The sequence below is a fragment of the Streptomyces sp. JLBG701 genome, assembly GCF_058544905.1.
The window spans coordinates 1963032-1986734 of sequence record NZ_CM178588.1 but is presented as its reverse complement, the minus strand read 5'-3'; the positions used below and the strand labels follow the sequence as shown (position 1 = coordinate 1986734).

Sequence of the window (23703 nt, the reverse complement as noted above, 5' to 3'; positions counted from 1 at the left end):
TGATTCACCGGCAGCCGCCGGCTGACGACCACGCTGTACGGCTACGCGTTCCTCGACGACTTCGTCCTGCTCTACCCGGTGTACGCGCTGCTGTTCGCCGACACCGGGCTGTCGCTCTGGCAGATCTCCTCGCTGTTCGCCCTGTGGTCGGTCACGGCCGTCGTGCTGGAGGTCCCCTCCGGCGCGCTGGCCGACGCCGTCTCCCGGCGGCTGCTGCTCGTGGCCGGCCCCTTGTTCAACGCCGTCGGCTTCGCCCTGTGGGTGATCGTGCCGTCGTACTGGGCCTTCGCGCTCGGCTTCGTCCTGTGGGGGATCGGGGGAGCGCTTTGTTCCGGCTCCTTCGAGGCGCTGGCGTACGACGAGCTGGACCGGCTGGGGACCGCCGGCCGGTACGCGCGCGTGATGGGACGGGTGCGGACCGCGCGGCTGGTGGCCACCATGGCGGCGATCGGCCTCGCCGGACCGGTCTTCGCGCTGGGCGGCTACCCGGCCGTGGGCGCGGGCAGCGTCCTGGCCTGTCTGCTGGCCGCCGGGACGGCGACCCGGCTGCCGGAACACCGGACGCGACCGGAGTCCGGGGGAGACGGCTGGGGGAGGACTCTGCGCACCGGGCTCGCCGAGGCGCGCGGGAACCGCTCCGTGCGCTCGGCCCTGCTGCTGATCCCGGCGGTCGCCGCGGTGTGGGGCGCGCTCGACGAGTACACGCCGCTGCTCGTCCGTGACACCGGGGTGGCGGAGGCGACCGTGCCCTATCTGATCCTGCTGATCTGGACGCTCGTCACGGTGGCCGGCCTGCTGACCGGACCCGCCGAACGCCTCGGCACGACTGGGACGGCCTGGCTGCTCGCGGGCTCCGCGCTCGCCCTGGCCGCGGGTGCGGCGGCCCGCACCCCGGCCGGTATCGCCCTCGTCGGCCTCGCCTTCGGCGGTTTCCAGCTGGCCGAGGTGCTCGCCGACGTCCGGCTCCAGCACCGTATCGACGACTCCCGCCGGGCCACCCTCACCTCGGTGGCGAGCCTGGGCACCGAGGTGGTCACGGTCGTCACGTTCGGCGTGTACACGCTGCTCGGCACGGAGCTGGCGCACGGCACGGTCTTCGCGGTGCTGGCGGTGCCCTACCTGGCGACCGCCGTGGCACTGGCCCTCAGGGGACGCCGATGACCCCGCGCAACGAATCGCCGCCATCGCGTCCGCGCACGCAACAAACCGCTTACGGGCGCGCAACGGCTCCTCCTTGTCCGCCCCGGCCGACCGCCCGTACCGTCTAGGGGGCCCACTTGTGTGGCCCCCGCAACCACCTATCGTCCCGGTGAGGATCACGCATGCGCACCGCCCTGCTCCAGAGCTCCGGCCGACCCGGCTCCATCGCCGCGAACCTCAAGGTTCTCGACGAGGCCGCGGGCCGTGCCGCCGCAGCCGGGGCCGGTCTGGTGGCCGTACCGGAGATGTTCCTGACCGGGTACGCGATCGGCGACGACATCGCCCGTCTCGCCGAGCCCGCCGACGGCGACTCGGCCGACGCGGTCGCCGAGATCGCTTCCAGGCATGAGGTCGCGATCGTCTACGGCTACCCCGAGCGGGCCGGCGAGCGAAGCGAGATGGGGGTCCCCCCGGCCGAAGGCTGGGGGAAGGTCTTCAACTCCGCCCAGCTCATCTCCGCCGACGGCACCCGCCTCGGCAACTACCGCAAGACCCACCTCTTCGGCTGCTTCGAGCGCGACCACTTCACCCCGGGCGACCAGCCCGTCGTCCAGGCCGAGCTGAACGGCCTCCGCGTCGGGATCATGATCTGCTACGACGTCGAGTTCCCGGAGAACGTCCGCGCCCACGCCCTCGCCGGCACCGACCTCCTCGTCGTGCCGACGGCACAGATGCACCCGTTCCAGTTCGTCGCCGAGTCGATGATCCCGGTGCGTGCCTTCGAGAACCAGATGTACGTCGCGTACGTCAACCGGGTCGGCCAGGAAGGGGAGTTCGAGTTCGTCGGGCTCTCCACGCTGGCCGGTCCCGACGGGGTCGCCCGGGCCCGGGCCGGCCGCGGCGAGGAGCTGGTGTTCGCCGACGCCGACCCCGTGGCCCTCGCCAACTCCCGTGAGGCGAACCCGTATCTGCAGGACCGCCGCCCCGGCCTCTACGGGTCTCTGGCCTGAATCCCTCCTGATCTTTCTGACTGATCTTTCTGATTTTTTCTGATCCTTTCTGATCTTCTCTGTGTCGCAAGGAGTCCGTACCCCATGACGTCCACGGTGCCCAACGCCGTCCAGCACGCCGACGAGCAGCAGCCGCCGATCACCATGTTCGGCCCGGACTTCCCCTACGCGTACGACGACTTCCTCGACCACCCGGCGGGCCTCGGCCAGATACCGGCGACCGAGCACGGCACCGAGGTCGCCGTCATCGGCGGCGGTCTGTCGGGCATCGTGGCCGCGTACGAGCTGATGAAGATGGGGCTCAAGCCCGTCGTGTACGAGGCCGATCAGATCGGCGGCCGGCTGCGCACGGTCGGCTTCGACGGGCCCGGCACCGGGGAACTGACCGCCGAGATGGGGGCGATGCGCTTCCCGCCGTCCTCCACGGCGCTCCAGCACTACATCGACCTGGTCGGACTTGAGACCCGCCCCTTCCCCAACCCCCTTGCGGAGGCGACGCCTTCGACGGTCGTCGACCTCAAGGGCGAGTCCCACTACGCCACCACCGTCGACGACCTGCCGCAGGTCTACCGCGACGTGATGCACGCCTGGAACGCCTGCCTCGAAGAGGGCGCCGACTTCTCCGACATGAACCGGGCCATGCGCGAGCGCGATGTCCCGCGCATCCGCGAGATCTGGTCGAGGCTCGTCGAGAAGCTCGACAACCAGACCTTCTACGGCTTCCTCTGCGACTCCGAGTCCTTCAAGTCCTTCCGGCACCGCGAGATCTTCGGCCAGGTCGGCTTCGGCACGGGCGGCTGGGACACCGACTTCCCGAACTCCATCCTGGAGATCCTGCGCGTCGTCTACTCCGAGGCCGACGACCACCACCGGGGCATCGTGGGCGGATCGCAGCAGCTGCCGGTCAGGCTCTGGGAGCGCGCGCCGGAGAAGATCGTGCACTGGCCGTACGGCACCTCGCTGGCGTCCCTGCACGTCAACGGCGAGCCGCGCCCGGCCGTGACCCGGCTGCACCGTACCGCCGGCAACCGGATCACGGTCACCGACGCGAACGGCGACATCCGGACCTACCAGGCGGCGATCTTCACCGCCCAGTCCTGGATGCTGCTCTCGAAGATCGCCTGCGACGACTCGCTCTTCCCGATCGACCACTGGACCGCGATCGAGCGCACCCACTACATGGAGTCCTCGAAGCTCTTCGTGCCCGTCGACCGGCCCTTCTGGCTCGACAAGGACGAGGAGACGGGCCGTGACGTCATGTCGATGACCCTCACCGACCGGATGACGCGCGGGACTTACCTCCTCGACGACGGTCCGGACCGGCCCGCCGTCATCTGCCTCTCCTACACCTGGTGCGACGACAGCCTGAAGTGGCTCCCGCTGTCAGCGAACGAGCGGATGGAGGTCATGCTGAAGTCGCTCGGCGAGATCTATCCCAAGGTCGACATCCGGAAGCACATCATCGGCAACCCGGTGACCGTCTCCTGGGAGAACGAGCCCTACTTCATGGGCGCGTTCAAGGCCAACCTGCCCGGCCACTACCGCTACCAGCGCCGCCTGTTCACCCACTTCATGCAGGACCGGCTGCCCGAGGACAAGCGCGGCATCTTCCTGGCGGGCGACGACATCTCCTGGACGGCCGGCTGGGCCGAGGGCGCGGTCCAGACCGCGCTGAACGCCGTCTGGGGCGTCATGCACCACTTCGGCGGGGAGACCGACGCGACCAACCCCGGCCCGGGTGACGTCTACGACGTGATCGCGCCGGTCGAGCTGCCGGAGGACTGAACTCCGGGGAACAATCGCTCAGTCGGGCATGGGAGTGAGCAGCATGCGCCCGGCGAACCCGACCGCCGCGTCCAGCCGCTCGGTGAACTCCCCGGCGACATCGGGCAGTCGGCGCAGCGCCCACAGAGCGCGGGCCGCCGACCAGGTGGCGTCCCGGGCGCGGTCCAGGCTCCACGAGCCGAGCAGATGGGTCAGCGGGTCGGCGATCTGGAGGAGATCGGGGCCCGGCATCAGATCCTCGCGGATGCGCTCCTCCAGCGAGACGAGGAGATCGCCCACGCGGTCGAACTCGTCCTCCAGGTCGACGGGTTCGCAGTCGAGCGTACGACAGGCGTCCACGACGGCCAGCGCCAGATCGTGGCCGATGTGCGCGTTGATGCCCGCCAACGCGAACTGCAGCGGTCGTACGCCGGGATGGCGGCGGAACTGGAACAGTGGCCGCCAGCAGGCAGGCGGGCGCCGCTCGTCCGCCGCCGCGTCCACGGCCGCCAGATAGCGCTCCGCGAACTGCACATCCAGCGCGATCGCGGCTCGCGCGTCCGTGAAGCGGCCGGCGTCGATACGCCGGTCGACCGTCTCGGTGACGGCGAGGTAGACGCGGTTGAACACGGCGACGCCGTCGCGCTCGGGCAGATCCGCGTCCAGGGCGCGCATTCGGGAAACGACTGTGTCCACTGCGTCTACGGGAGTGGTGAACTGTTCCAATTGCGCCATGGGCGCAGGGTCTCAGTTCTAGGCTGACCGGAGTGCCGCCGTGCCCGAGGCTTCCCCAGAACGGGGGAACCCGGGGCCTGACGAAAGGGACGGCGGGAGCGGCGCGGGACGAGGGGGGAACAGCCAGGTGTCAGGCTTACGCGCGCAGCGGCTGGCCGCACGCCGGTCCGAGCGCAGGCGTGCCGCGAGGCGTAGCGCCATGGTCGCGGCGGCCTCGGTCGTGGTCGCCGTCGGCACCGCGACCGGCATGATGTCCGCCCTCGACGACGGGCGCGGCTCGGACGAGGCCCGCCCCGAGGTCACCAGCTCACCGCGCCTGCAACCGCTGCCCGCCGTGTCGTCCTCGGCATCCCCCTCCACCAAGGCGTCCAACTCCCTTTCGCCGTCCCCCTCTTCGAAGAAGAAGGCAAGCCCCACGCCGACACGCACCGAGAAACAGCAGACCGCCGACGCCGGCCGCCTCTACCGCCACCCCGAGTCCCAGGTGCTCGACTGGATCCGCGCCAACCCCGGCGACTCCCGCCGCGCGCTCATCGAGTCCCGCATCGCCGACCAGCCGGCCGCCGTGTGGTTCGCCGACTACACACCGGCGACGATCGCCTCCCGGGTCCGCGCGGTCACCTCGGGCGGCGCCGCACAGGGCCGGGTGCCGGTCCTCGTGGCCTACGCGATCCCGGGCCGCGACTGCGGCGGGGCCTCCGAGGGCGGCGCGCCCGATCTCGACGCGTACGACGCCTGGATCGACGCCTTCGCGCAGGGCCTGGGCTCCGGCGAGGTCATCGTCGTCCTGGAGCCCGACTCCATAGCCCAGGCCGACTGCCTCTCCGACGGGGCGCGCGCCGACCGCTTCGCCTCGCTGGCCCGCGCGGGCCGCGTCCTCAAGGCCGCCAACCCCGACACACGCGTGTACTACGACGCCGGGCACTCCGGCTGGAACCCGGCCGGGAAACAGGCGGCCCTCCTCCGCCAGGCGGGCGCCGCCTCGCCCGACTCCTCCGACGGGGTCTTCAGCAACGTCTCCAACTTCCACACCACGGCCGACGAGGTCGCCTACGACCGACAGGTCCTCGACGCCCTGGGCGGCCCGGCGAGCCTCGGCGCGGTCATCGACACCAGCCGCAACGGCAACGGTGCCCCGGCCGAGGGCCAGTGGTGCGACCCGGCGGGCCGCAAGATCGGCCGGGCCCCGACCCTCAACACCGGCGAGACCCGGATCGACGCCTATCTGTGGGTGAAGCTGCCGGGGGAGTCCGACGGCTGCAAGGGCGCCGCCGGCACGTTCACCCCGTCGTACGCCTACGACTTGGCGCGCTGAGCCTCGGCGGCGGCCGAGCCCTCGTACGACGACGTCCCCTCGTCGAGCAGCGGCAGAGGGGGCCGGGTGAGCGACCGCTTAGGATAGCGATGCTTGCCCCGTACATCTGCCTGCGCCCCAGGAGCCCGCCCGTGACCGCCGAAGCCCCGACAGCCCCCGCCCTGTCCCACGGCCGGCTGATGCCCGTCACCGTCCACTTCGACGACCTGGACGCGCTCGGCATGCTGCACAACGCCCGTTATCCGCTGCTGGTGGAGCGGGCGTGGACCGAGTTCTGGGAGGCGCACGGCGTCCGTTTCGAGGGCGACTGGGCGAGCGCCGGGGACGCGTGCAACGTGGTCAAGGAGCTGCTGATCAGCTACGACGCCCCGGTCACCCGGACCGGAACGTACGCCGTCCACCTCTGGCTGGAGCGCCTGGGCACCACCGGGCTGACGTACGGCTTCCGGCTCTGCTCGGCGGACGGCGTCACGACGTACGCGCGCGGCACCCGCGTGCTGGTGCGGCTGGACGCGGTGACGCTGCGGCCCGCGCCGTGGAGCGACGGGTTCAGGGTCGCGGGTCGGGAACTGCTGCGGCCGGCGGGCTGACCTTCGGCCGCTCGCGGTCGCCGACGCGCAGCACGCGCGCGAAGACCACGAGCCCGGTGGCCAGCAGCGTCACCAGGCAGAACGACACCACCAGGCTCGTCGCCTGCGCCAGCCCGCCGATCGCACTCGGCGCCACAAGGCCCGAGGTGTAGGTGATGGTGGCGACGCCCGCGATGGCCTGGCTCGGATTGGGCCCGCTGCGTCCCGCCGCCGCGAAGCACAGCGGTACGACGACCGCGATGCCGAGGCCGAGCAGCGCGAACCCCGCCATCGCCACCGCCGGATGGCCCGCGACGACGATGAGCAGCCCGCCGAGCGTGGCCAGGACACCGCCCACCCGCACCGTGCGCACCGCGCCGAAGCGGTTCACGACCCCGTCGCCCACCAGCCGGGCCACCGCCATGGTCAGCATGAAGCCGGTCGTCGACGCCGCCGCGAGCCCGTCCGAGGTGCCCAGCTCGTCCCGCAGATAGACCGCCGACCAGTCCAGGCTCGCCCCCTCCGCGAACACCGCGCAGAACCCCACCGCGCCGATGAGCAGCGCCGACCTGGGCGGCAGCGCGAACCGGGGCGGCGGCTCCTCGTCCTCGGCGGGCTGGAGGTCGAGGACCCAGCGGCAGGCGACCACACCGAGCAGCGTGAGCGAGGCCGCGGCGAGCGCGTGATGCACGCGCGCGTCCGAGCCCAGATGCGCGGCGAGCGTGCCGGCCGCCGAACCGATCAGGGCGCCCGCGCTCCACATGCCGTGCAGCCCGGAGAGGATCGACTTGTCGAGCCGGGCCTCGATCTCGACGCCGAGCGCGTTCATGGCGACATCGGCCATGCCGGCCGTGGCGCCGTAGGTGAACATCGCCAGGCACAGGGTGAGCAGGTTGGGCGCGAGGGACGGGAGGACCAGCGCCAGCGTCCAGAGCGCGATCAGGCCGCGCAGAGCCGTACGGCTGCCGAAGCGGTGGGTGATCCGGCCGGCCAGCGGCATCGCGCAGGACGCGCCGAACGCGGTGAAGGCGAGCGCCAGCCCCAACTGCCCCGCGCTGACCGAGGCGTGGTCCTGGATCCACGGCACGCGGGTCGCGAACGAACCGGTGACGGCGCCGTGCACGGCGAACACGGCGGCCACGGCGTACCGGGCGCGCCTCACCTCGCGTTGCTGGTAGACCACTGCGCTCATTGTCCGGCCCCTCCCACAGGGTCTCGTCACGGCGTCTCGGATCCCCGCTCCGTCGCGCTCGCCGCGTAAACTATCAGGGACCCTGCCTGATAGATAGCGAGTTACCGGCCGCCCATCCCGACGGGCGGCCTCGCAGATCTGGGAGGATTCCCGGCATGCCCGCATCCCCGAGCACCGCCCGGGCCATCAACGACCGGCTCGCCCTGCGTCTGCTCCAGCAGGAAGGCCCGCTGACGGCAGGGCAGTTGAAGCAGCTCACCGGCCTGTCCAGACCGACCGTCGCCGACCTCGTCGAACGCCTCGCGGCCGCCGGTCTCATCGCCGTCGTCGGAGAATCGGGCGAGCAGCGGCGCGGCCCGAACGCGCGGGTGTACGGGATCGTCGCCGACCAGGCCCACCTGGCCGCCCTCGACGTCCGCACCGAGGGCGTCTCCGTGGTCGTCTCCGATCTGCTGGGCGAGGTACTGGCCCAGGCATCGGTGCCGATCGGCGACGACACGGGGACCGGGCCCGCGGTCGAGCAGGCGGTCGCTCTGGTGGAACGGGTGGCAAAAGAGGCCGATGCCGAGCGACTGCACACCGTTGGCATCGGCGCCCCCGGTCTGATCGACCCCGGCACCGGCGAACTCCGCGACTCCTCCGGCCTCCCCGAGTGGCATCGGCGCCTCGTGGCCGCACTCCAGGAACGGCTCCCCGAGACCCGCGTCATCGTCGAGAACGAGACCAACCTCGCGGCGCTGGCGGAACAACGCGACGGCGCGGCCCGGGACCGGGACACCTTCGTACTCCTCTGGCTGGGCCACGGCACCGGCGCCGCGGTGATCCTGGACGGCACCTTGCGCCGCGGCGCCTCGGGCGGCACCGGAGAGATCGGCTTCCTGCCGGTACCGGGCACGACGACACTGCCGTCGGCGACGGACTGCGCGGGGGGCTTCCACTCGCTGGCGGGGTCGGCGGCGGTGGTGGAACTGGCGGGACGATACGGGCTGGAAGCGGAGGCGGCCGGTCATGTGCCGCCGGCTGCGGAGCTTGTGCGGGGGGCGGTGGCGGAGGTGGCTGGTGTCGGGGGCGGCGAACCTGGCGCAGGCCCCGCTTCCCGCTTCCTCGACGCCCTCGCCGACCGGCTGACGATCGGCGCCGCCTCGGTCGTCGCCGTCCTCGACCCGGGCTGCGTGGTGCTGGGCGGCGAGGTCGGCCAGGCGGGCGGGGAGCTGCTCGCCGCGCGCGTCGAGGAGCGGCTCGCCCGGATGACACCGCTCCCGACGGAGGTCCGCGCGAGCGCCCTCGGCGGCGCCGCGGTCCTGCGCGGTGCGCTGCTGACGGCACGGGACGGAGCTCAGGAGGAGCTGTTCGCGCCCCGCAGGGCGGTGAGTTGAGACCCGGTGACGGGCAAGGGCCGTCGACACCGCCACCGGGCCGGTCTGCGTGCGCTGTTGAGGCGAGTTGCTGAAGCGCGGGCTGTCGGAAACGACAGGTGATCAGACCCTAAAAGGACTAGACCAGCCCGGTCAATGGACGCGAACCCATGATCCACTGCAACCCCTTGTGAGCCACCCCACACAGCTCGTCTGTATGGACGTCGATCGGGCGTGGCACACTGGCCGTGTACCAGTAGCAGCGCACTCCGGGGTCGGTGAAAGTCCGAACCGGCGGTTATAGTCCGCGACCCGTCCGCTTCCAGCGGCCGGTTGACCAGGTGAAATTCCTGGACCGACGGTTAAAGTCCGGATGGGAGGCAGTGCGCGGCGGGCGGGCATTCGTGCGCGCCGCCGAACCGCTCGTCCATGAGGCGAGCTCCGTCCGGCGTCGCTCCCGGTGTCGTCGCCCGTACATTCTGTCGTCATCGACAGCCCCGGAGTCCGTGCCCGAAGAGGCAGGAGGACCCGGGAAGTGTTCACCGGAATCGTCGAAGAGCTGGGCGAGATCACCGCCGTCGAGAACCTCGGCGACGCGTCACGTTTCCGGCTGCGCGGCCCCGTCGTCACCGAGGGCGCGAAGCACGGCGACTCCATCGCCGTGAACGGTGTCTGTCTCACCGTCGTCGACCACGAGGGCGACGAGTTCACCGCCGACGTCATGGCCGAGACCCTGAACCGCTCCAGCCTGGGCGTCCTCGCCGTGGGCTCCCGCGTCAACCTCGAACGCCCGATGGCCCTCGGCGCGCGCCTGGGCGGCCACATCGTGCAGGGCCATGTCGACGGCACCGGCGAGGTGCTGGAGCGCAAACCGTCCGAGAACTGGGAGATCGTGAAGATCTCGCTCCCCGCGGACCTCACGCGCTATGTCGTCGAGAAGGGCTCCATCACCGTCGACGGCATCAGCCTCACCGTCGTCGACGCGGGCCCGGACTACTTCTCCGTGAGCCTCATCCCCACCACCCTCGCCCTGACCACGCTCGGCCTCAAGCAGCCCGGCGACCCGGTCAACCTCGAGGTCGACGTCATCGCCAAGTACGTCGAGCGGCTGCTCGGCACCCAGGGGGCGGCGAAGTGAACTGGCTGAACTCCGAGGCCTTCGTCCTCTTCGACCAGCACATCATCTGGTCGGACATGGTCGGCAACATCCTCGGCCTGATAGCCCTCGCCCTCGGCTGGCGACGCTCCCTGCTGAGCTGGCCCGTGCAGTTCCTCTCCGGCCTCATCCTCTTCGGAGCCTTCTACGGCCACCTCACCGGCAGCGCCGGCAAGCAGGCCGTCGTCATGGTTGTCGCGCTGTACGGCTGGTGGCAGTGGAACCGCGGCAAGGGCCAGGGTGAGGACGGCCGTATCTCCGTACGCTTCGCCAACTGGCGCGAGCGCGGTGCGATGGTCGCGGCCGGCGCCGTCGGCACGGTCGCCGTCGCCCTGCTCTTCAAGGCCTATCCGACCCTGTCCTGGGACCCCTGGCCGGACGCCTACATCTTCGTCGGCACCATCGTCGCCATGTACGCCCAGGCCCGCGGCATGGTCGAGTTCTGGTTCGCCTGGCTCCTCGTCGACCTGGTCGGCGTCCCCCTGAACTTCGCCAACGGCTACGCCTTCTCCGGCTTCGTCTACGTCATCTACGGCGCACTCGTCCTGTGGGGCATGCGCGACTGGTGGCTGCGCTCCCGCACGGACGCGCGGCCCGCTCTGGAAGGAGCACCGGCATGAGTGCGGCACCCATCCTGTACAGCACCGACGGCTTCGAGGACTTCGCGCTCGACCCCATCGAGCAGGCCATCGCCGACATCGCGGCCGGCCGCCCGGTCGTGGTCGTCGACGACGAGGACCGGGAGAACGAGGGCGACCTCGTCATCGCCGCCGAGAAAGCGACCCCCGAGATCGTCGCCTTCATGATGAGCGAGTGCCGCGGCCTGATCTGCGCCCCCATGGAGGGCGACGAACTGGACCGGCTCCGGCTGCCGCAGATGGTCGACGAGAACACCGAGTCGATGAAGACCGCCTTCACCGTGTCGGTCGACGCCTCGGCCGCCCACGGTGTGAGCACCGGCATCTCGGCCTCCGACCGCGCCACCACCCTGCGGCTGCTCGCGGGCGGGGAGGCGGGGGCCGACGACTTCGTGCGCCCCGGCCACATCTTCCCGCTGCGCGCCAGGCCCGGCGGCGTGCTGGTCCGCAACGGCCACACCGAGGCCGCCGTCGACCTCGCCCGCCTCGCGGGCCTGCGTCCGGCCGGCGCGATCGTCGAGATCGCCGGCGAGGACGGCCGCATGCTGCGGCTGCCCGAGCTGATCCCCTTCGCCCGCAAGCACGGCCTGACGATCATCTCCATCGAGGACCTGATCGCCTACCGCCGCACCTCCGAGCCCACCGTCCGCCGCGAGGCCCAGACCCAACTCCCCACTGCCTTCGGCGAGTTCACGGCGTACGGCTACCGCTCCACCGTCGACGGCGTCGAGCACGTAGCCCTCGTCCACGGCGAGATCGGCGACGGCGAGAACGTCCTGGTCCGCGTTCACTCCGAATGCCTCACCGGCGACGTCTTCCACTCCCTGCGCTGCGACTGCGGCCCCCAGCTGGAGGCCTCCCTGGAGCGCATCCAGGACGAGGGCAGGGGAGTGGTGGTCTATCTGCGCGGACACGAGGGGCGCGGCATCGGTCTGCTGTCCAAACTGAGGGCGTACGAGCTTCAGGAGCGCGGCCGCGACACCCTCGACGCCAACCTGGAGCTCGGCCTGCCCGCCGACGCCCGGGACTACGGCGCGGGCGCGCAGATCCTGGCGGACCTCGGAGTCCGCGGTGTGCGTCTGATGACCAACAACCCCGACAAGACCGACGCCCTCACCAGGCACGGCCTCAAGGTCACCGGCCGCGAGCCGATGCCCGTACAGGCGGGCGAGCACAACCTCCGCTACCTGCGCACCAAGCGGGACCGGATGGGGCACGACCTGCCCTGGCTGGACACGGCCCCCGTGTCCACCTGCGGCAACCAGTAAGAACAGGAACTGAGGAGAGACGTGAGCGGCAAGGGCGCACCGGAACTGTCCGTACGCAATGTGGGTGACCTGCGGGTCGCCGTCATCGCGGCACAGTGGCACGAAAAGGTGATGGACGGCTTGGTGGACGGCGCGCTGCGCGCCCTGCACGACCTGGGCATCGACGAGCCGACCCTCCTGCGGGTCCCCGGCAGCTGGGAGCTCCCGGTGGTCGCCAAGGTCCTCGCGGGCCGGGGCTACGACGCGATCGTCGCCCTCGGCGTCGTGATCCGCGGCGGCACCCCCCACTTCGAGTACGTGTGCCAGGGCGTCACCCAGGGCCTCACCCAGGTGTCGGTCGACACCGGCGTCCCCGTCGGCATGGGCGTGCTGACCTGCGACACCGAGGAGCAGGCCCTGGACCGGGCGGGCCTGGAGGGCTCCAACGAGGACAAGGGGCACGAGGCGGTGACGGCGGCAGTGGCGACGGCGGCCACCCTCCGCTCAGTATCTGAACCCTGGCGCTGAGGTGTGCCCGTAACCGCGTAGGGTTGGGCCATCATGTCCAAGAAGACGTTCGAGGAGCTCTTCACCGAGCTCCAGCAGAAGGCCGCCACCGGCGACCCCGCCACTTCCCGCACCGCTGAACTGGTCGGCAAGGGCGTCCATGCCATCGGCAAGAAGGTCGTCGAAGAGGCCGCCGAGGTCTGGATGGCCGCCGAGTACGAGGGCAAGGAAGCGGCCGCCGAGGAGATCTCGCAGCTGCTCTACCACGTCCAGGTGATGATGGTCGCCCGCGGAATCTCGCTGGACGACGTCTACGCCCACCTGTAGAAACGCCGTTAGTTCAAAGCGCTCCAAACACCCGTCACGAACATCCACGCAAAGGAAGCCGACCTCATGCTGCGCATCGCCGTCCCCAACAAGGGTTCCCTGTCAGGCCCTGCGGCGGAGATGCTGCATGAGGCCGGCTACCAGCAGCGCCGCGAGTCCAAGGAACTGCGGATCGTCGACCCGGTGAACGAGGTGGAGTTCTTCTACCTCCGCCCCCGCGACATCGCGATCTACGTCTCCTCCGGCCGCCTCGACATCGGCATCACCGGCCGCGACCTCCTCATCGACTCCGCCGCCAAGGCCGAGGAGATCCTGCCGCTCGGCTTCGCCCGCTCCACCTTCCGCTTCGCCGCCAAGCCGGGCACGGCGACCGGCATGCAGGACCTCAAGGGCAAGACGGTCGCCACCTCCTACGAGGGGATCGTCGCCGGGCACCTCGCCGACAACGGCATCGACGCCTCCGTCGTCCACCTCGACGGCGCCGTCGAGACCGCGATCGAGCTGGGCGTCGCCGAGGTCATCGCCGACGTCGTCGAAACCGGCACCTCGCTGCGCAACGCGGGACTTGAGGTCTTCGGCGACCCCATCATGAAGTCCGAGGCCGTCGTCATCCGCCGCACGGGCGCCGACACCGATGACAGCGCCGAGTCAAAGGTCCAGCAGTTCCTGCGCCGCCTCCAGGGCGTCCTGGTGGCCCGGACGTACGTGATGATGGACTACGACTGCCGGGTCGAGCAGTTGGAGAAGGCCGTCGCGCTCACTCCCGGCCTCGAATCCCCGACCGTCTCCCCGCTGCACAACGAAGGCTGGGTCGCCGTCCGTGCGATGGTCCCGGCCAAGGAGGCCCAGCGGATCATGGACGACCTGTACGACATCGGCGCCCGGGCCATCCTCACCACGGCCATCCACGCCTGCCGTCTCTGAGGGCCGTACACCATGTCTGATCTGCCTGCTCTGCCCGTCACTTTCCGGCCGGGCCGCACCCGTGTCGTCATGCGCAGCGCCGGTGTGGTGATCTTCGCGGTCATCACAGCCGTCGCGATGCTGCTGGAGCAGCTGAGCACGGGCGAGCGCCTCAGCTTCATCCTCACCGGTGCGCTGATGTTCGCCGTGCTCTACCTGCTCTCCCGGCCCAAGGTCGTCGCCGACGAGTCCGGCGTCACCGTCGTCAACATCGCCGGCCGACGCCGTCTGGCCTGGGCCGAGATCCTCCAGGTCAACCTGCGCCCGGGCGACCCCTGGGTGTTCCTCAACCTCAGCGACGGCACCAGCCTGCCCGCGCTCGGCATCCAGCCGGGCATCGCCAAGAAGCGCGCGATCGAGGACGCCCGCGCGCTGCGGGCGCTCGCCGAAGCCCACTCCGCCGCCGGTCCCGAGCAACATCAGGGCTGACTCAGGGCCGTCCACCCTGCCACAGGGGCCCATGTCTTGATTAATCTGTTGTCGGAGGCGTTTTTCGTCGCGCCTCCGCCACTGATGTTCCACCCGGTTCCTTCAGGCCCCCTGCTACCCGAGGAGTGACTCCCTCCAGCGATGGACGGATCGTCCTGTAGTACCTGCGCCGCCCCCTCCCGACATATCGAGGCGGCGGCATGACCATCCCCCTGCTGCTCCTCGGAGCGGCGTTCCTGCTCATTCTCGCCAACGGATTCTTCGTGGCCGCCGAGTTCGGCCTGGTCACGGTCGAGCGGCCCGACGCCGAGAAGGCCGCGGCCGAAGGCGACCGACGGGCCGGTACGGTCGTCGAGTCGCTCAAGGAGCTGTCCTTCCAGCTCTCCGGCACCCAACTCGGCATCACCATCACCTCCCTCGTCGTCGGCATGCTCGCCGAACCGGCCCTCGCCGAGCTGCTGCACGGCCCCTTCACCGCGATCGGCATCCCCGAAGGCGCGGTGCCCGGCGTGGCCGTGGTCTTCGGCATGCTGCTGGCCTCGGCCGTGCAGATGGTGATCGGCGAACTCGTGCCCAAGAACTGGGCGGTGTCCAAGCCCCTGCAGGTCGCACGCTTCGTCGCCGGCCCGCAGCACACCTTCGCCCGCCTGTTCCGCCCGGTCATCGCCGCGCTGAACGCCGTCGCCAACCGCCTGGTCCGCGCCCTGGGCGTCGAGCCCACCGAGGAGCTGGCCTCCGCCCGCACCCCCGGCGAACTGGTCTCCCTGGCCAGGCACTCGGCGCGGGCCGGCACCCTGGAACAGGACACGGCCGATCTCTTCGTACGGACCCTGTCCCTGGGCGAGTTGACCGCGCAGCACGTCATGACCCCGCGCGTGAAGGTCAGCGCGCTCCAGTCGTCGGCGACCGCCGAGGACGTCGTCAATCTCACCCGTGCCACCGGCCTGTCCCGCTTCCCCGTGTACCGGGAGCGGATCGACGAGATCGTCGGCATGGTCCACCTCAAGGACGCCCTGGCGATCCCCTCGCGGGACCGCCTGCGCACTCCCGTGAGCACGATCGCGCAGGCTCCCCTGCTGGTCCCGGAGACCCTCCCCGTGCAGCCCCTGCTCGCCCGGCTGCGCAGCGAACAGCCCATCGCCGTCGTCGTCGACGAGTACGGCGGCACGGCCGGCGTGGTCACCCTGGAGGACATCGTCGAGGAGCTCGTCGGCGAGGTCCGCGACGAGCACGACGGGCAGGACGTCCCCGAACTCGCCCCCGCCCCGCCCGAGGACGGACGGCCCGCCTGGGACGCCGACGGCAGCTGCCGCGTCGACATCCTCCAACGCATAGGCCTCGACGTGCCCGAAGGCCCGTACGAGACCGTCGCAGGGCTGGTCGCCGACCTGCTCGGCCGTATCCCGGCCCCCGGCGACAAGGCCGAACTGCCCGGCTGGCGGCTCTCCGTCCGCCAGGTCGGCCACTACCGCGCCGAACGTGTCCGCCTCGTACGGACGGCCCCCGTCGCGGAGGCCACCCGATGACCGTGCTCCAACTCCTCTTCGCCGCACTGCTCGTGCTCGCCAACGGCTTCTTCGTCGGCGCCGAGTTCGCGCTCGTCTCCGTCCGCCGCAGCCAGATCGAACCCCTCGGCACCGCACGCGCCCGACAGGTCCTCTACGGCCTGGAGCGGCTGCCGCAGATGATGGCCGCCGCCCAGTTCGGCATCACCGTCTGCTCGCTGACCCTCGGCGCGGTCGCCGAGCCCACCGTGGCCCACCTCCTGGAACCGCTCTTCGAGGCGATCCATCTCCCCGAAGGGCTGATCCACCCGCTCGGCTACGTCATCGCACTCGCCGCCGTCGTCTTCTTCCATCTCGTCATCGGCGAGATGGTCCCGAAGAACCTCGCGATGGCGGCCCCCGAGAAGGCCGCGCTGTGGCTCAGCCCCGGCCTGGTCGCCTTCGCCCGGCTGTGCAAGCCGGTCACCATCGCGCTGGGCGCCTGCGCCCAGGGCATCCTCAAGCTCTTCCGCGTCGAGCCCAAGGACGAGGTCGAGGCCGTCTTCACCAGCGAGCAGCTCAACCGGCTGGTGGAGGACTCCGGCCAGGCCGGCCTGCTCGACCCCGAGGAACAGGAGCGCCTGGAGGACGCGCTGGAACTGGGCTCCCACCCGGTCACCGACGTGCTCCTCAAGCGCGAGTCCCTGGTGACCGTCAGTCCTTCGGTCACCCCGGGGCGGATCGTCGCCCTCACCGCCCGCACCGGCTACTCCCGCTTCCCGGTGGTCGCGGAGAACGGCGCCTTCATGGGCTACCTGCACGTGAAGGACGTACTCGACCTGGAGGAATCCGAACGGGCCGTGCCGCAGCACATCTGGCGCCCCATGACGACCCTCCGATCCGAACTCCCCCTGGACGACGCCCTCACCGTGATGCGCCGCGCCGCCACCCACCTGGCGCAGGTGGCGGACGCGTCGGGCAAGGTACTGGGGCTGGTCGCGCTGGAGGACGTACTGGAACTCCTGGTGGGCGAGGTCCGGGACCCCGCACACCGGGAGGTACCGGCCCCGCAGAAGGTGTCGGAGCCCAGGTCGGGAGCACCGGAGGAGGCGCTGGCGAGCTGACGGACGAGCGCAGGGTCCGTCACATCGCCGACGGATCCTGCGGTCCCCTCCCCGACAGCACCTCTCCGTACGCCTGCATCAGATCCGGCAGTCGCAGCGTCGACAGATCGTCGCGCGACAACTGACCCGGATACATCGACAGCCGCAGATCCCGGTACGCGCAGCTCTTCTCGTACAGCGTCCGCAGGAACCGCCCGTTGCCCAGTTCGTCGATCCACCGCTGGTCCACGACATGCCCCGCGATGGAGCGCAGCTCGTCCAGCGCCTCCTCGTCCCACACGTCACCGTTCTCCGCGGCCAACACCTCTCCGATCGAGGTGAGTTCGAGGGGCCGGTAGGAGGGGAAGTCGACGCGGGTCGTGAAGCGGGAGGACAGTCCGGGGTTGGCGGCCAGGAGACGGTCCATGCCCTCCGGGTAGCCGGCCAGGATCACCACGAGGTGGTCGCGGTTGTCCTCGGCCCGCTTGAGGAGCACCTGGAGCGCCTCGTCGCCGTACGCGTCGCCCTTGCCGTAGCCGGAGTTGGAGAGCGAGTACGCCTCGTCGACGAAGAGGACGCCGCCGATCGCGGAGTCGATCAGCTCGTTGGCCTTCACGGCCGTCTGGCCGAGGTACTCGCCGACCAGGTCGGCCCGCTGCGCCTCCACGAGATGGTCGCCGCCGAGCAGCCCGAGGGCGTAGAAGACGCGCCCGAGGATGCGGGCCACGGTCGTCTTGCCGGTGCCCGAGGGCCCGGAGAAGACGAAGTGCCGCTTGGGCGGCTGGACCGGCAGGCCCTGCCCGGCACGCAGCCGGGCCATGTTCAACTGCGCGGAGAGCGCCTTCACTTGGCGCTTCACCGGCTCCAGGCCCACCATCCGCTCCAGCTCGGCGAGGGCCTCCTCCAGTAGGACGGGGTCGGTCGGTCCGGCGGGCAGCGGGGTCACGGGGCCGCCGGACTTCTCGCGCGCCGGGTCGACGGCCGACGGCAGCGGGCCGGTGGGCGGCAGGCCGGGCTCCGAGAGTTTGAGGTCGCGTCCCTCGGTGCCGAAGAGCGGGTCGAGACCGTCGGGCCCCTCCAGTACGTCCTGCCCGGCCCCGGCGAGCGTGATCGCCGCGAGGTCGGCGGCGGACTCGTCGTACCCGTCGCCCTCGGCGATCGCCGCGAGCCGGGCCGAGGTGTCCATGAACGCGGGGTCGACGCGGTGCACGGCCCGGTAGAGGGGGAGCGCGGCGGCACTGCGGCCGGTGCCCTCGTGAGCCCGCGCCAGCCAGTACCGCAGCTCCTTGCGCTGCGGTTGCTCGCTGCGACAGCGCATCAGGGCCGCGGACAGCAGCGGCTCGGCCTGTCCGAACATCTCCAGGCGGACCCGGGCCATCCCGCCGAACAGGCCCGCCTCGATGCCCAGCATCGGGTCGTTGATCAACGGGTCGGTGTGCCGGACCAGTTGCTCCCAGTCCTTGACGAGATAGGCCCGGCAGGCGTGCAGGAATCGGACCTGCGGGTCGGTGTCCACGGGCGGCAGTCCCGCCAACGCCCGGTCCAGTTCCGGGACATGGCGGCCGTCCAGCCAGTGCGAGGCGTGCGCGAGCAGGAGGTCCCGCGGGCTCTCCAGCACCGGCTGTACCCACCAGCCGAGCCAGTACCAGGAGTTGATCGCCCGGCGGTGCCGGGCGCGCTGCTCACCGAAGCGGTCCCGGTGCCGGAACATCCGCAGCAGCGCGGTCGTCGTGTCGACGCGCAGCGCGTGCAGCCCGAGCCAGCCGTCGGCCATCCCCGGATCCATGCGCACCGCGGCCCGGAACTCCTCCTCCGCCTGCGGATAGGCGCCCATCGTGTAGGCATCCACACCTCGCAGCCAGGCGAGGTCGGCCGGGGCCTCGGGGCCCCGCGTGCCGAAATCCATCACGTCCCCCCACAAACCGTGCCCCCGTAGGTCGCACCGCCGGGCCGGTCGCCCGTCGGCAGCCTTGGTCGAACCGCTGTGCCGCGGACGGGAGTTGCAGTGGTGCGCGAAGCAGCCGTCCGAAGGTCGCACCTTGCGCATCGTACCTGCGGGGGAGGGGCGCACCGAAGGGTGCCGCACAGGCCGTTTGACGAGGTGGGAGCAGATGGGGCGCACTCGGCTCGGTGACCGAGGGTGAGCGAATCACGCCACGGAGCGGCGACAAAATGGGCCGAGAGCAGAACGAAGCCCCCGATCACGGGGGAACAACCGGGGGCTTCGCGTCTGAGGGCGGCCTCGAACGGCCGCACATTCAGAACGTAAGACCTGTACGGTCCCCCGGTCAAGCCGAGTTGAGGCAGTCGGCCAAGTTCAAACACAACGGTCTTCACAAGTTCAGCACACTGCGGATGGCCCGTCACCGTGGGTGACATCCTGGTCCGATCCAACGGTCCCGGAGGGCCCGGGAATGATGTCGTATCCCTTCGCGCACTGCCGCACCAGAAGGTCGGCGAACGGCCGAGAGGGGTCCTTGGCGAAATGCCGCCGTTCCGCCGCGACCCACCCGGCCCAGAACTCCCGCTGCTCCGCCCCGTCCCGCGAACGCCCCCGCGTCCAGGACTCCTCGTGCGGCAACTCCATCCACAGCAGCCGCGCGAGAAACGGACGCAGGGCCCGGCGGCCGGCACCGACACCCTCGATCAGCACCACCGGCGCCGGCGGCAGCGCGCAGGCAGGTCCGAAGCGCCGAGTGTGCCAGTCGTAGGGGGAGTAGTACGCCGTCTCGCCCCGGCCCAGCGGTTCGATCACCTGCGTCAGCAGCCGCCCGGTCCAGGCGAACAGCTCGTCGTGGCTGGCGATGTCGTCGAGGTGCAGTACCGGCGCCCCGTCCAGCGCCTCGGCCAACCGCCCGGCGAACGTGGACTTCCCGGAACCGGCGTGTCCGTCGACACCGACGAGCCGGACCGGTCCGCAGGAGGCGGGAAGCCGGCGGAGCCGGGAGGCGAGGTCGTGCATGGCTGTTCCCGAGGTGCGGTGGGGCGGTGGCCGTGTGATGCGGACACTGTATGCCGGGCGCCGGGCATCCCAGGTCATGCCAGTGGTCGAGACCAATATTCACGGGCGTGGCGTGGGCCGAAGTGCTGGCAGGACCAGGCCGGGTACGGCCATAGTGGGCGCGACTGTGCACCGGATCCGTCCCGACTCGGACACCTGGGGGTCTCCCGCCCATGAGCAGAGCCGAACAACCGTCCCGCCGAGCCCTCCTGACAGCGGCCGTCGTCGCCGCCGTCGCGGGCAGCGCGGGCCCGGCGTCCGCCGCCGCGACCCCAGACGGCTTGGCCGCGGAGGCTCCGGCCGGCCAGGTCGACAACCGGGCCTGGACGACGTACGCCGACTGGTGCGCCGGCACCACGCAGGGCACCCGGGCCGTCGCGGGCACTCGCCCCGGCGTCGTGATCGGCGCCCCCGTCGGCACGGCCGACTACACGGACCCGCACACCGGCAGGACCGCGACCTGGGAGTACGGGACCTGGACCTCGCCCGTCCACCGACTCTCCGTGCCCTCCACCGAGGCGATCGCCTCCTGGAACGCGGATACCCCGGCCGGCACCTGGCTCCAGGTCGAGCTGACGGGGACGTACTCCGACGGCACGGACACCCCCTGGTACGTGATGGGCCGCTGGGCGGCCGGCGACCAGGACATCAGGCGGACCTCGGTGGACGACCAGACCGACGACAAGAGCACCGTCTGGACGGACACCTTCGCCATCGACGACGCCACGAGCGGCCTGCGCCTGGTGTCGTACCGGCTGCGGCTGACCCTCTACCGCAAGCCCGGCACCCGGCTCACCCCGACCGTGTGGCGGCTCGGCGCGATGGGCTCCGACATCCCCGACCGCTTCACCGTCCCGGCCTCCACACCGGGACTCGCCAAGGAGCTGACCGTCCCGCGCTACTCGCAGGAGATCCACGCGGGCCAGTACCCCGAGTACGACAACGGCGGCGAGGCCTGGTGCAGCCCCACCTCCTCGCAGATGATCATCGAGTACTGGGGCGGCCGCCTCACCCCGGCGCAGCTGGCCTGGGTCGACCCGGCGTACGCCGACCCGCAGGTGTGCCACGCGGCCCGGTACACCTACGACTACCAGTACGCCGGCTGCGGCAACTGGCCGTTCAACGCCGCCTACGCGGCCACCTTCGAGGGCATCCAGGGTGTCGTCACCCGGCTCGGCTCGCTCACGGATCTGGAGACGCTGATCGCGGCCGGTATCCCGGCCATAACGTCCCAGTCGTTCCTGGCGAGCGAGCTGACGGGCGCAGGGTACGGCACCTCCGGGCACCTGATGACGGTCATAGGGTTCACCTCGGACGGCGATGTCATCGCCAACGACCCGGCCTCGCCCGACGACGAGGCGGTGCGCCGCGTCTATCTCCGCCGGGAGTGGGAGAACATCTGGCTCAGGACCAAGCGGTACAACGCCAGCGGCAAGGTCGTCTCCGGCACCGGAGGTGTCTGCTATCTCTACTTCCCGGCACGACCGACGGCCCGCCAGCGCGCCGCGCTCGCGGCGGTCGGCGTGCTGTGACCAAGGTCTCGGCCGCAAAAGCCCCGCCCGGTGGCAAGGTGGACGGATGACCGCAAACTCTGCCACCGCCACCCGCGTCCGTACCGGCGGCCCCAAGGACGACGGCCCGAAGATCCTCGAACACGTCATGGGCTGGACCCTCGTCGTGGTCATCGCGATGCTCGTGGCGCAGCTCGGTCTGCTGTGATCTGACATTTTCGATCAGAGTCGAACGGGCAGGTGGTGGCTGTCTGCCATACTGCGGATGACGTACCGCTCGTTGAGATCAGGGTCGAAATTGAAGATCAGTCAACAGCGCGACGCCGCCCGCCCCCGGGCGCGCGGCACCGAGCGCTCGCTGGCGCGTCGCGCCGAACTCATCGCCATCGGGCGGAGACTGTTCGCCGACACGTCCTACGACGCGCTCTCCATGGACGACATCGCCAAGCAGGCGCATGTCGCCAAGGGGCTGATCTACTACTACTTCCAGTCCAAGCGCGGTTACTACCTGGCGATCATCAACGACTCGGTCGCCGATCTGGTCACGTTCGCGGCGAGCGGTCTCGAACTGCCGCAGCTGGACCGGGTCCACCGCACGATGGACAGCTATCTGCGCTGGGCCGAGCACAACCAGGCCGCCTACCGCACGATCGTCAGCGGCGGTGTCGGCTTCGACACCGAGGTGCACGCCATCCGGGACGGGGTGCGGGCGGCGATCGTCGCGACCATCGCCGAGGGGGCGTACGGCCACACCGACCTCTCGCAGCTCGCGCGGATGGGCCTGTTCGGCTGGGTGTGCAGCGTCGAGGGCGCCACCCTCGACTGGATCGACCACCCCGAACTGACCCGCGAGACGATGCGCGAACTCCTCGTGAAGACCCTCGGCGGCACCCTGCGCGCCATCGAGGAGTTGGACCCCGTCTACCGGGCCCCCGAGCCTGCCCGCCGGGACGCCTGACCGACAGGCGGGGCCGACCTGCTCGGCCGCCCCGCCCAACTGCCGTATCCGCTCGGTTAGTTGATCGACTTGATCAGCTCACCGCCGGTGGTGTCGCCGCTCAGCTCCCAGAAGAACGTGCCGCCAAGGCCCTGCTGGTTCTTGTACGTCATCTTCGTCGCGATGGTCGCCGGGGTGTCGTAACTCCACCAGTCGCTCCCGCACTTGGCGTAGGCAGTGCCGCCCACGGTGCCGGTCGCCGGGCACTTGGTCTTGAGCACCTTGTAGTCCTCGAAGCCCGCCTCGTACGTCCCCGCCGCAGGTCCCGTCGCCGTGCCGCCGGGTGCCGCCTGGGTCACACCGGTCCAGCCGCGGCCGTAGAAGCCGATGCCGAGCAGCAGCTTGGTGGCCGGGATGCCGAGGCCCTTGAGCTTCGCGATGGTCGCCGAGGTGTAGTAGCCCGCCGTCGGGATACCGGAGTAGGAGTTCAGTGGCGAGTGCGGGGCGGTCGGGCCGGTCGCCGCCCAGGCGCCGAAGTAGTCGTACGTCATCGGGTTGTACCAGTCGACGTACTGCGCCGCGCCCGCGTAGTTCGCCGCGTCGATCTTGCCGCCCGCCGTGGCGTCCGCCGTGATCGCCGCCGTGACCAGGTTGCCGGTGCCGAACTTCGACCGCAGGGCCGACATCAGGTTCTTGAACGCCTCCCGGCCGCTGGTGTCGCAGGTGTTGCCGCAGGCGTTGGGGTACTCCCAGTCGATGTCGATGCCGTCGAAGACGTCGGCCCACTTGGAGTTCTCGACCAGGTCGTAGCAGGACTGGGCGAACGCGGCCGGGTTCTGCGCCGCCTCGCCGAAACCGCTCGACCAGGTCCAACCGCCGAACGACCAGAGGACCTTGAGGCCGGGGTGCTTCTTCTTCAGCTCGCGCAGCTGGTTGAAGTTGCCGCGCAGCGGCTGGTCCCAGGTGTCGGCGACGCCGTCCACGGACTCGGCCGCGGTGTAGGTGCGGTCGGTCGCCGCGTAGGCGTCTCCCATCGCGCACTTGCCGCCGGTGACGTTGCCGAAGGCGTAGTTGATGTGGGTGAGCCGGGCCGCCGAGCCCGACGTCTCGATGTTCTTGACGTAGTACTTGCGGTCGTAGGTGCCCCATTCGGTGAAGTAGCCGACGACCTTGGAGGCGGCGGCCGGCTTGGGCTTTGCCGACGGGGTCGCGGTGGCCGTGCTCGCGCCGGCGAGCAGCCCGGCGCCGAGGACGGCGCAACACGCGGCGGAGATCAGTGCTCGAAAGCGCGAGCGGGAACGGAGGGGAGTGTGCATCGGG

At 70.7% G+C, this 23703-nt stretch carries 23 protein-coding genes and 1 riboswitch; of the genes, 18 read left to right on the top strand and 5 right to left on the bottom strand.

Annotated features, from left to right (window positions below; genetic code table 11):
• The first annotated feature begins 21 nt into the window (after positions 1–21).
• The 3 genes from AC5DRG_RS09070 (at position 22) to AC5DRG_RS09060 (ending at position 3935) form a co-directional block, all read left to right on the top strand.
• The gene (locus tag AC5DRG_RS09070; protein WP_491812999.1) at positions 22–1161 is read left to right on the top strand and encodes an MFS transporter; all 1140 of its coding nucleotides are present in this window, start codon (positions 22–24) and stop codon (positions 1159–1161) included.
• 161 nt (positions 1162–1322) lie between these two features.
• A complete protein-coding gene (locus AC5DRG_RS09065; RefSeq protein ID WP_491809479.1) occupies positions 1323–2150 on the top strand; it encodes a carbon-nitrogen hydrolase family protein in 828 nt (275 codons plus the stop codon).
• Between the two features lie 84 nt (positions 2151–2234).
• Positions 2235–3935, top strand: coding sequence for a flavin monoamine oxidase family protein (locus tag AC5DRG_RS09060; protein ID WP_491809478.1), 1701 nt, complete (start codon positions 2235–2237; stop codon positions 3933–3935).
• Between the two features lie 18 nt (positions 3936–3953).
• Here AC5DRG_RS09060 and AC5DRG_RS09055 read toward each other — a convergent pair whose 3' ends face one another.
• Positions 3954–4649, bottom strand: coding sequence for a DUF5995 family protein (locus AC5DRG_RS09055; RefSeq protein ID WP_491809477.1), 696 nt, complete (start codon positions 4647–4649; stop codon positions 3954–3956).
• A gap of 199 nt (positions 4650–4848) precedes the next feature.
• Here AC5DRG_RS09055 and AC5DRG_RS09050 point away from each other — a divergent pair, with 199 nt between their 5' ends.
• Both AC5DRG_RS09050 and AC5DRG_RS09045 read left to right on the top strand, forming a co-directional pair.
• A complete protein-coding gene (locus AC5DRG_RS09050) occupies positions 4849–5964 on the top strand; it encodes a glycoside hydrolase family 6 protein (protein ID WP_491812998.1) in 1116 nt (371 codons plus the stop codon).
• A gap of 131 nt (positions 5965–6095) precedes the next feature.
• A complete protein-coding gene (locus tag AC5DRG_RS09045) occupies positions 6096–6554 on the top strand; it encodes an acyl-CoA thioesterase (RefSeq protein WP_491809476.1) in 459 nt (152 codons plus the stop codon).
• Here the strand turns inward: AC5DRG_RS09045 and AC5DRG_RS09040 are convergent.
• Complete coding sequence (locus AC5DRG_RS09040) at positions 6514–7725, bottom strand: MFS transporter (protein ID WP_491809475.1); 1212 nt, start codon at positions 7723–7725, stop codon at positions 6514–6516. The genes AC5DRG_RS09045 and AC5DRG_RS09040 overlap by 41 nt on opposite strands.
• Before the next feature lie 155 nt (positions 7726–7880).
• On the opposite strand from AC5DRG_RS09040, the gene AC5DRG_RS09035 reads away from it, so the two are divergent.
• The 10 genes from AC5DRG_RS09035 (at position 7881) to AC5DRG_RS08990 (ending at position 16955) form a co-directional block, all read left to right on the top strand.
• Positions 7881–9101 (top strand): ROK family transcriptional regulator, encoded by a 1221-nt coding sequence (locus tag AC5DRG_RS09035; protein WP_491809474.1) that lies wholly within the window; start codon positions 7881–7883, stop codon positions 9099–9101.
• A 239-nt stretch (positions 9102–9340) separates the two neighbouring features.
• Positions 9341–9471, top strand: a riboswitch (FMN riboswitch).
• Positions 9472–9615: 144 nt separating this feature from the next.
• Positions 9616–10218, top strand: a complete 603-nt coding sequence (locus tag AC5DRG_RS09030; protein ID WP_491809473.1) for a riboflavin synthase — start codon at positions 9616–9618, stop codon at positions 10216–10218.
• Complete coding sequence (locus AC5DRG_RS09025) at positions 10215–10856, top strand: nicotinamide mononucleotide transporter family protein (protein ID WP_491809472.1); 642 nt, start codon at positions 10215–10217, stop codon at positions 10854–10856. Before AC5DRG_RS09030 ends, AC5DRG_RS09025 begins: the two co-directional genes overlap by 4 nt.
• Complete coding sequence (locus AC5DRG_RS09020; protein WP_491809471.1) at positions 10853–12142, top strand: bifunctional 3,4-dihydroxy-2-butanone-4-phosphate synthase/GTP cyclohydrolase II; 1290 nt, start codon at positions 10853–10855, stop codon at positions 12140–12142. The genes AC5DRG_RS09025 and AC5DRG_RS09020 overlap by 4 nt, the downstream gene beginning before the upstream one ends.
• 21 nt (positions 12143–12163) lie before the next feature.
• Positions 12164–12649, top strand: coding sequence for a 6,7-dimethyl-8-ribityllumazine synthase (ribH, locus tag AC5DRG_RS09015; protein WP_491809470.1), 486 nt, complete (start codon positions 12164–12166; stop codon positions 12647–12649).
• 33 nt (positions 12650–12682) lie between these two features.
• The gene (locus AC5DRG_RS09010; RefSeq protein WP_086760055.1) at positions 12683–12955 is read left to right on the top strand and encodes a phosphoribosyl-ATP diphosphatase; all 273 of its coding nucleotides are present in this window, start codon (positions 12683–12685) and stop codon (positions 12953–12955) included.
• Positions 12956–13021: 66 nt separating this feature from the next.
• Positions 13022–13879, top strand: a complete 858-nt coding sequence (hisG, locus tag AC5DRG_RS09005) for an ATP phosphoribosyltransferase (RefSeq protein WP_491809469.1) — start codon at positions 13022–13024, stop codon at positions 13877–13879.
• Between the two features lie 12 nt (positions 13880–13891).
• Positions 13892–14347: a PH domain-containing protein gene (locus AC5DRG_RS09000; protein ID WP_491809468.1), complete on the top strand. Its 456-nt coding sequence runs from the start codon at positions 13892–13894 to the stop codon at positions 14345–14347.
• A 200-nt stretch (positions 14348–14547) separates the two neighbouring features.
• Positions 14548–15873 carry a hemolysin family protein gene (locus tag AC5DRG_RS08995; RefSeq protein ID WP_491809467.1) on the top strand — a complete coding sequence of 442 codons (1326 nt, stop codon included), beginning with the start codon at positions 14548–14550 and terminating at the stop codon, positions 15871–15873.
• Positions 15870–16955 carry a hemolysin family protein gene (locus AC5DRG_RS08990; protein ID WP_491809466.1) on the top strand — a complete coding sequence of 362 codons (1086 nt, stop codon included), beginning with the start codon at positions 15870–15872 and terminating at the stop codon, positions 16953–16955. Before AC5DRG_RS08995 ends, AC5DRG_RS08990 begins: the two co-directional genes overlap by 4 nt.
• 19 nt (positions 16956–16974) lie before the next feature.
• On the opposite strand, the gene AC5DRG_RS08985 is transcribed toward AC5DRG_RS08990, so the two are convergent.
• Both AC5DRG_RS08985 and AC5DRG_RS08980 read right to left on the bottom strand, forming a co-directional pair.
• A complete protein-coding gene (locus AC5DRG_RS08985) occupies positions 16975–18840 on the bottom strand; it encodes an AAA family ATPase (RefSeq protein ID WP_491809465.1) in 1866 nt (621 codons plus the stop codon).
• Between the two features lie 435 nt (positions 18841–19275).
• The gene (locus tag AC5DRG_RS08980; RefSeq protein ID WP_491809464.1) at positions 19276–19896 is read right to left on the bottom strand and encodes a uridine kinase family protein; all 621 of its coding nucleotides are present in this window, start codon (positions 19894–19896) and stop codon (positions 19276–19278) included.
• A 212-nt stretch (positions 19897–20108) separates the two neighbouring features.
• Here AC5DRG_RS08980 and AC5DRG_RS08975 point away from each other — a divergent pair, with 212 nt between their 5' ends.
• The 3 genes from AC5DRG_RS08975 to AC5DRG_RS08965 all read left to right on the top strand — a co-directional run bounded on the left by AC5DRG_RS08975 (position 20109) and on the right by AC5DRG_RS08965 (position 22404).
• Positions 20109–21467 (top strand): C39 family peptidase, encoded by a 1359-nt coding sequence (locus tag AC5DRG_RS08975; protein ID WP_491809463.1) that lies wholly within the window; start codon positions 20109–20111, stop codon positions 21465–21467.
• Positions 21468–21513: 46 nt separating this feature from the next.
• Positions 21514–21654, top strand: coding sequence for an SCO1431 family membrane protein (locus tag AC5DRG_RS08970; protein WP_491809462.1), 141 nt, complete (start codon positions 21514–21516; stop codon positions 21652–21654).
• Between the two features lie 90 nt (positions 21655–21744).
• Entirely contained in the window at positions 21745–22404 is a 660-nt protein-coding gene (locus AC5DRG_RS08965) for a TetR/AcrR family transcriptional regulator (RefSeq protein WP_491809461.1), read from the top strand.
• Positions 22405–22460: 56 nt separating this feature from the next.
• On the opposite strand, the gene AC5DRG_RS08960 is transcribed toward AC5DRG_RS08965, so the two are convergent.
• Positions 22461–23699, bottom strand: a complete 1239-nt coding sequence (locus AC5DRG_RS08960) for a glycoside hydrolase family 18 protein (protein WP_491809460.1) — start codon at positions 23697–23699, stop codon at positions 22461–22463.
• Positions 23700–23703 lie beyond the last annotated feature (4 nt).

What these genes read in the sequence shown, in the direction of transcription:
- AC5DRG_RS09065 (WP_491809479.1), top strand. Translation starts at nt 1,323, where the DNA reads ATGCGCACCGCCCTGCTCCAGAGCTCCGGCCGACCCGGCTCCATCGCC.
- AC5DRG_RS09060 (WP_491809478.1), top strand. Translation starts at nt 2,235, where the DNA reads ATGACGTCCACGGTGCCCAACGCCGTCCAGCACGCCGACGAGCAGCAG.
- AC5DRG_RS09055 (WP_491809477.1), bottom strand. Translation starts at nt 4,649, where the DNA reads ATGGCGCAATTGGAACAGTTCACCACTCCCGTAGACGCAGTGGACACA.
- AC5DRG_RS09050 (WP_491812998.1), top strand. Translation starts at nt 4,849, where the DNA reads ATGGTCGCGGCGGCCTCGGTCGTGGTCGCCGTCGGCACCGCGACCGGC.
- AC5DRG_RS09040 (WP_491809475.1), bottom strand. Translation starts at nt 7,725, where the DNA reads ATGAGCGCAGTGGTCTACCAGCAACGCGAGGTGAGGCGCGCCCGGTAC.
- AC5DRG_RS09035 (WP_491809474.1), top strand. Translation starts at nt 7,881, where the DNA reads ATGCCCGCATCCCCGAGCACCGCCCGGGCCATCAACGACCGGCTCGCC.
- AC5DRG_RS09020 (WP_491809471.1), top strand. Translation starts at nt 10,853, where the DNA reads ATGAGTGCGGCACCCATCCTGTACAGCACCGACGGCTTCGAGGACTTC.
- AC5DRG_RS09010 (WP_086760055.1), top strand. Translation starts at nt 12,683, where the DNA reads ATGTCCAAGAAGACGTTCGAGGAGCTCTTCACCGAGCTCCAGCAGAAG.
- hisG (WP_491809469.1), top strand. Translation starts at nt 13,022, where the DNA reads ATGCTGCGCATCGCCGTCCCCAACAAGGGTTCCCTGTCAGGCCCTGCG.
- AC5DRG_RS09000 (WP_491809468.1), top strand. Translation starts at nt 13,892, where the DNA reads ATGTCTGATCTGCCTGCTCTGCCCGTCACTTTCCGGCCGGGCCGCACC.
- AC5DRG_RS08995 (WP_491809467.1), top strand. Translation starts at nt 14,548, where the DNA reads ATGACCATCCCCCTGCTGCTCCTCGGAGCGGCGTTCCTGCTCATTCTC.
- AC5DRG_RS08990 (WP_491809466.1), top strand. Translation starts at nt 15,870, where the DNA reads ATGACCGTGCTCCAACTCCTCTTCGCCGCACTGCTCGTGCTCGCCAAC.
- AC5DRG_RS08985 (WP_491809465.1), bottom strand. Translation starts at nt 18,840, where the DNA reads ATGGATTTCGGCACGCGGGGCCCCGAGGCCCCGGCCGACCTCGCCTGG.
- AC5DRG_RS08980 (WP_491809464.1), bottom strand. Translation starts at nt 19,896, where the DNA reads ATGCACGACCTCGCCTCCCGGCTCCGCCGGCTTCCCGCCTCCTGCGGA.
- AC5DRG_RS08975 (WP_491809463.1), top strand. Translation starts at nt 20,109, where the DNA reads ATGAGCAGAGCCGAACAACCGTCCCGCCGAGCCCTCCTGACAGCGGCC.
- AC5DRG_RS08970 (WP_491809462.1), top strand. Translation starts at nt 21,514, where the DNA reads ATGACCGCAAACTCTGCCACCGCCACCCGCGTCCGTACCGGCGGCCCC.
- AC5DRG_RS08960 (WP_491809460.1), bottom strand. Translation starts at nt 23,699, where the DNA reads ATGCACACTCCCCTCCGTTCCCGCTCGCGCTTTCGAGCACTGATCTCC.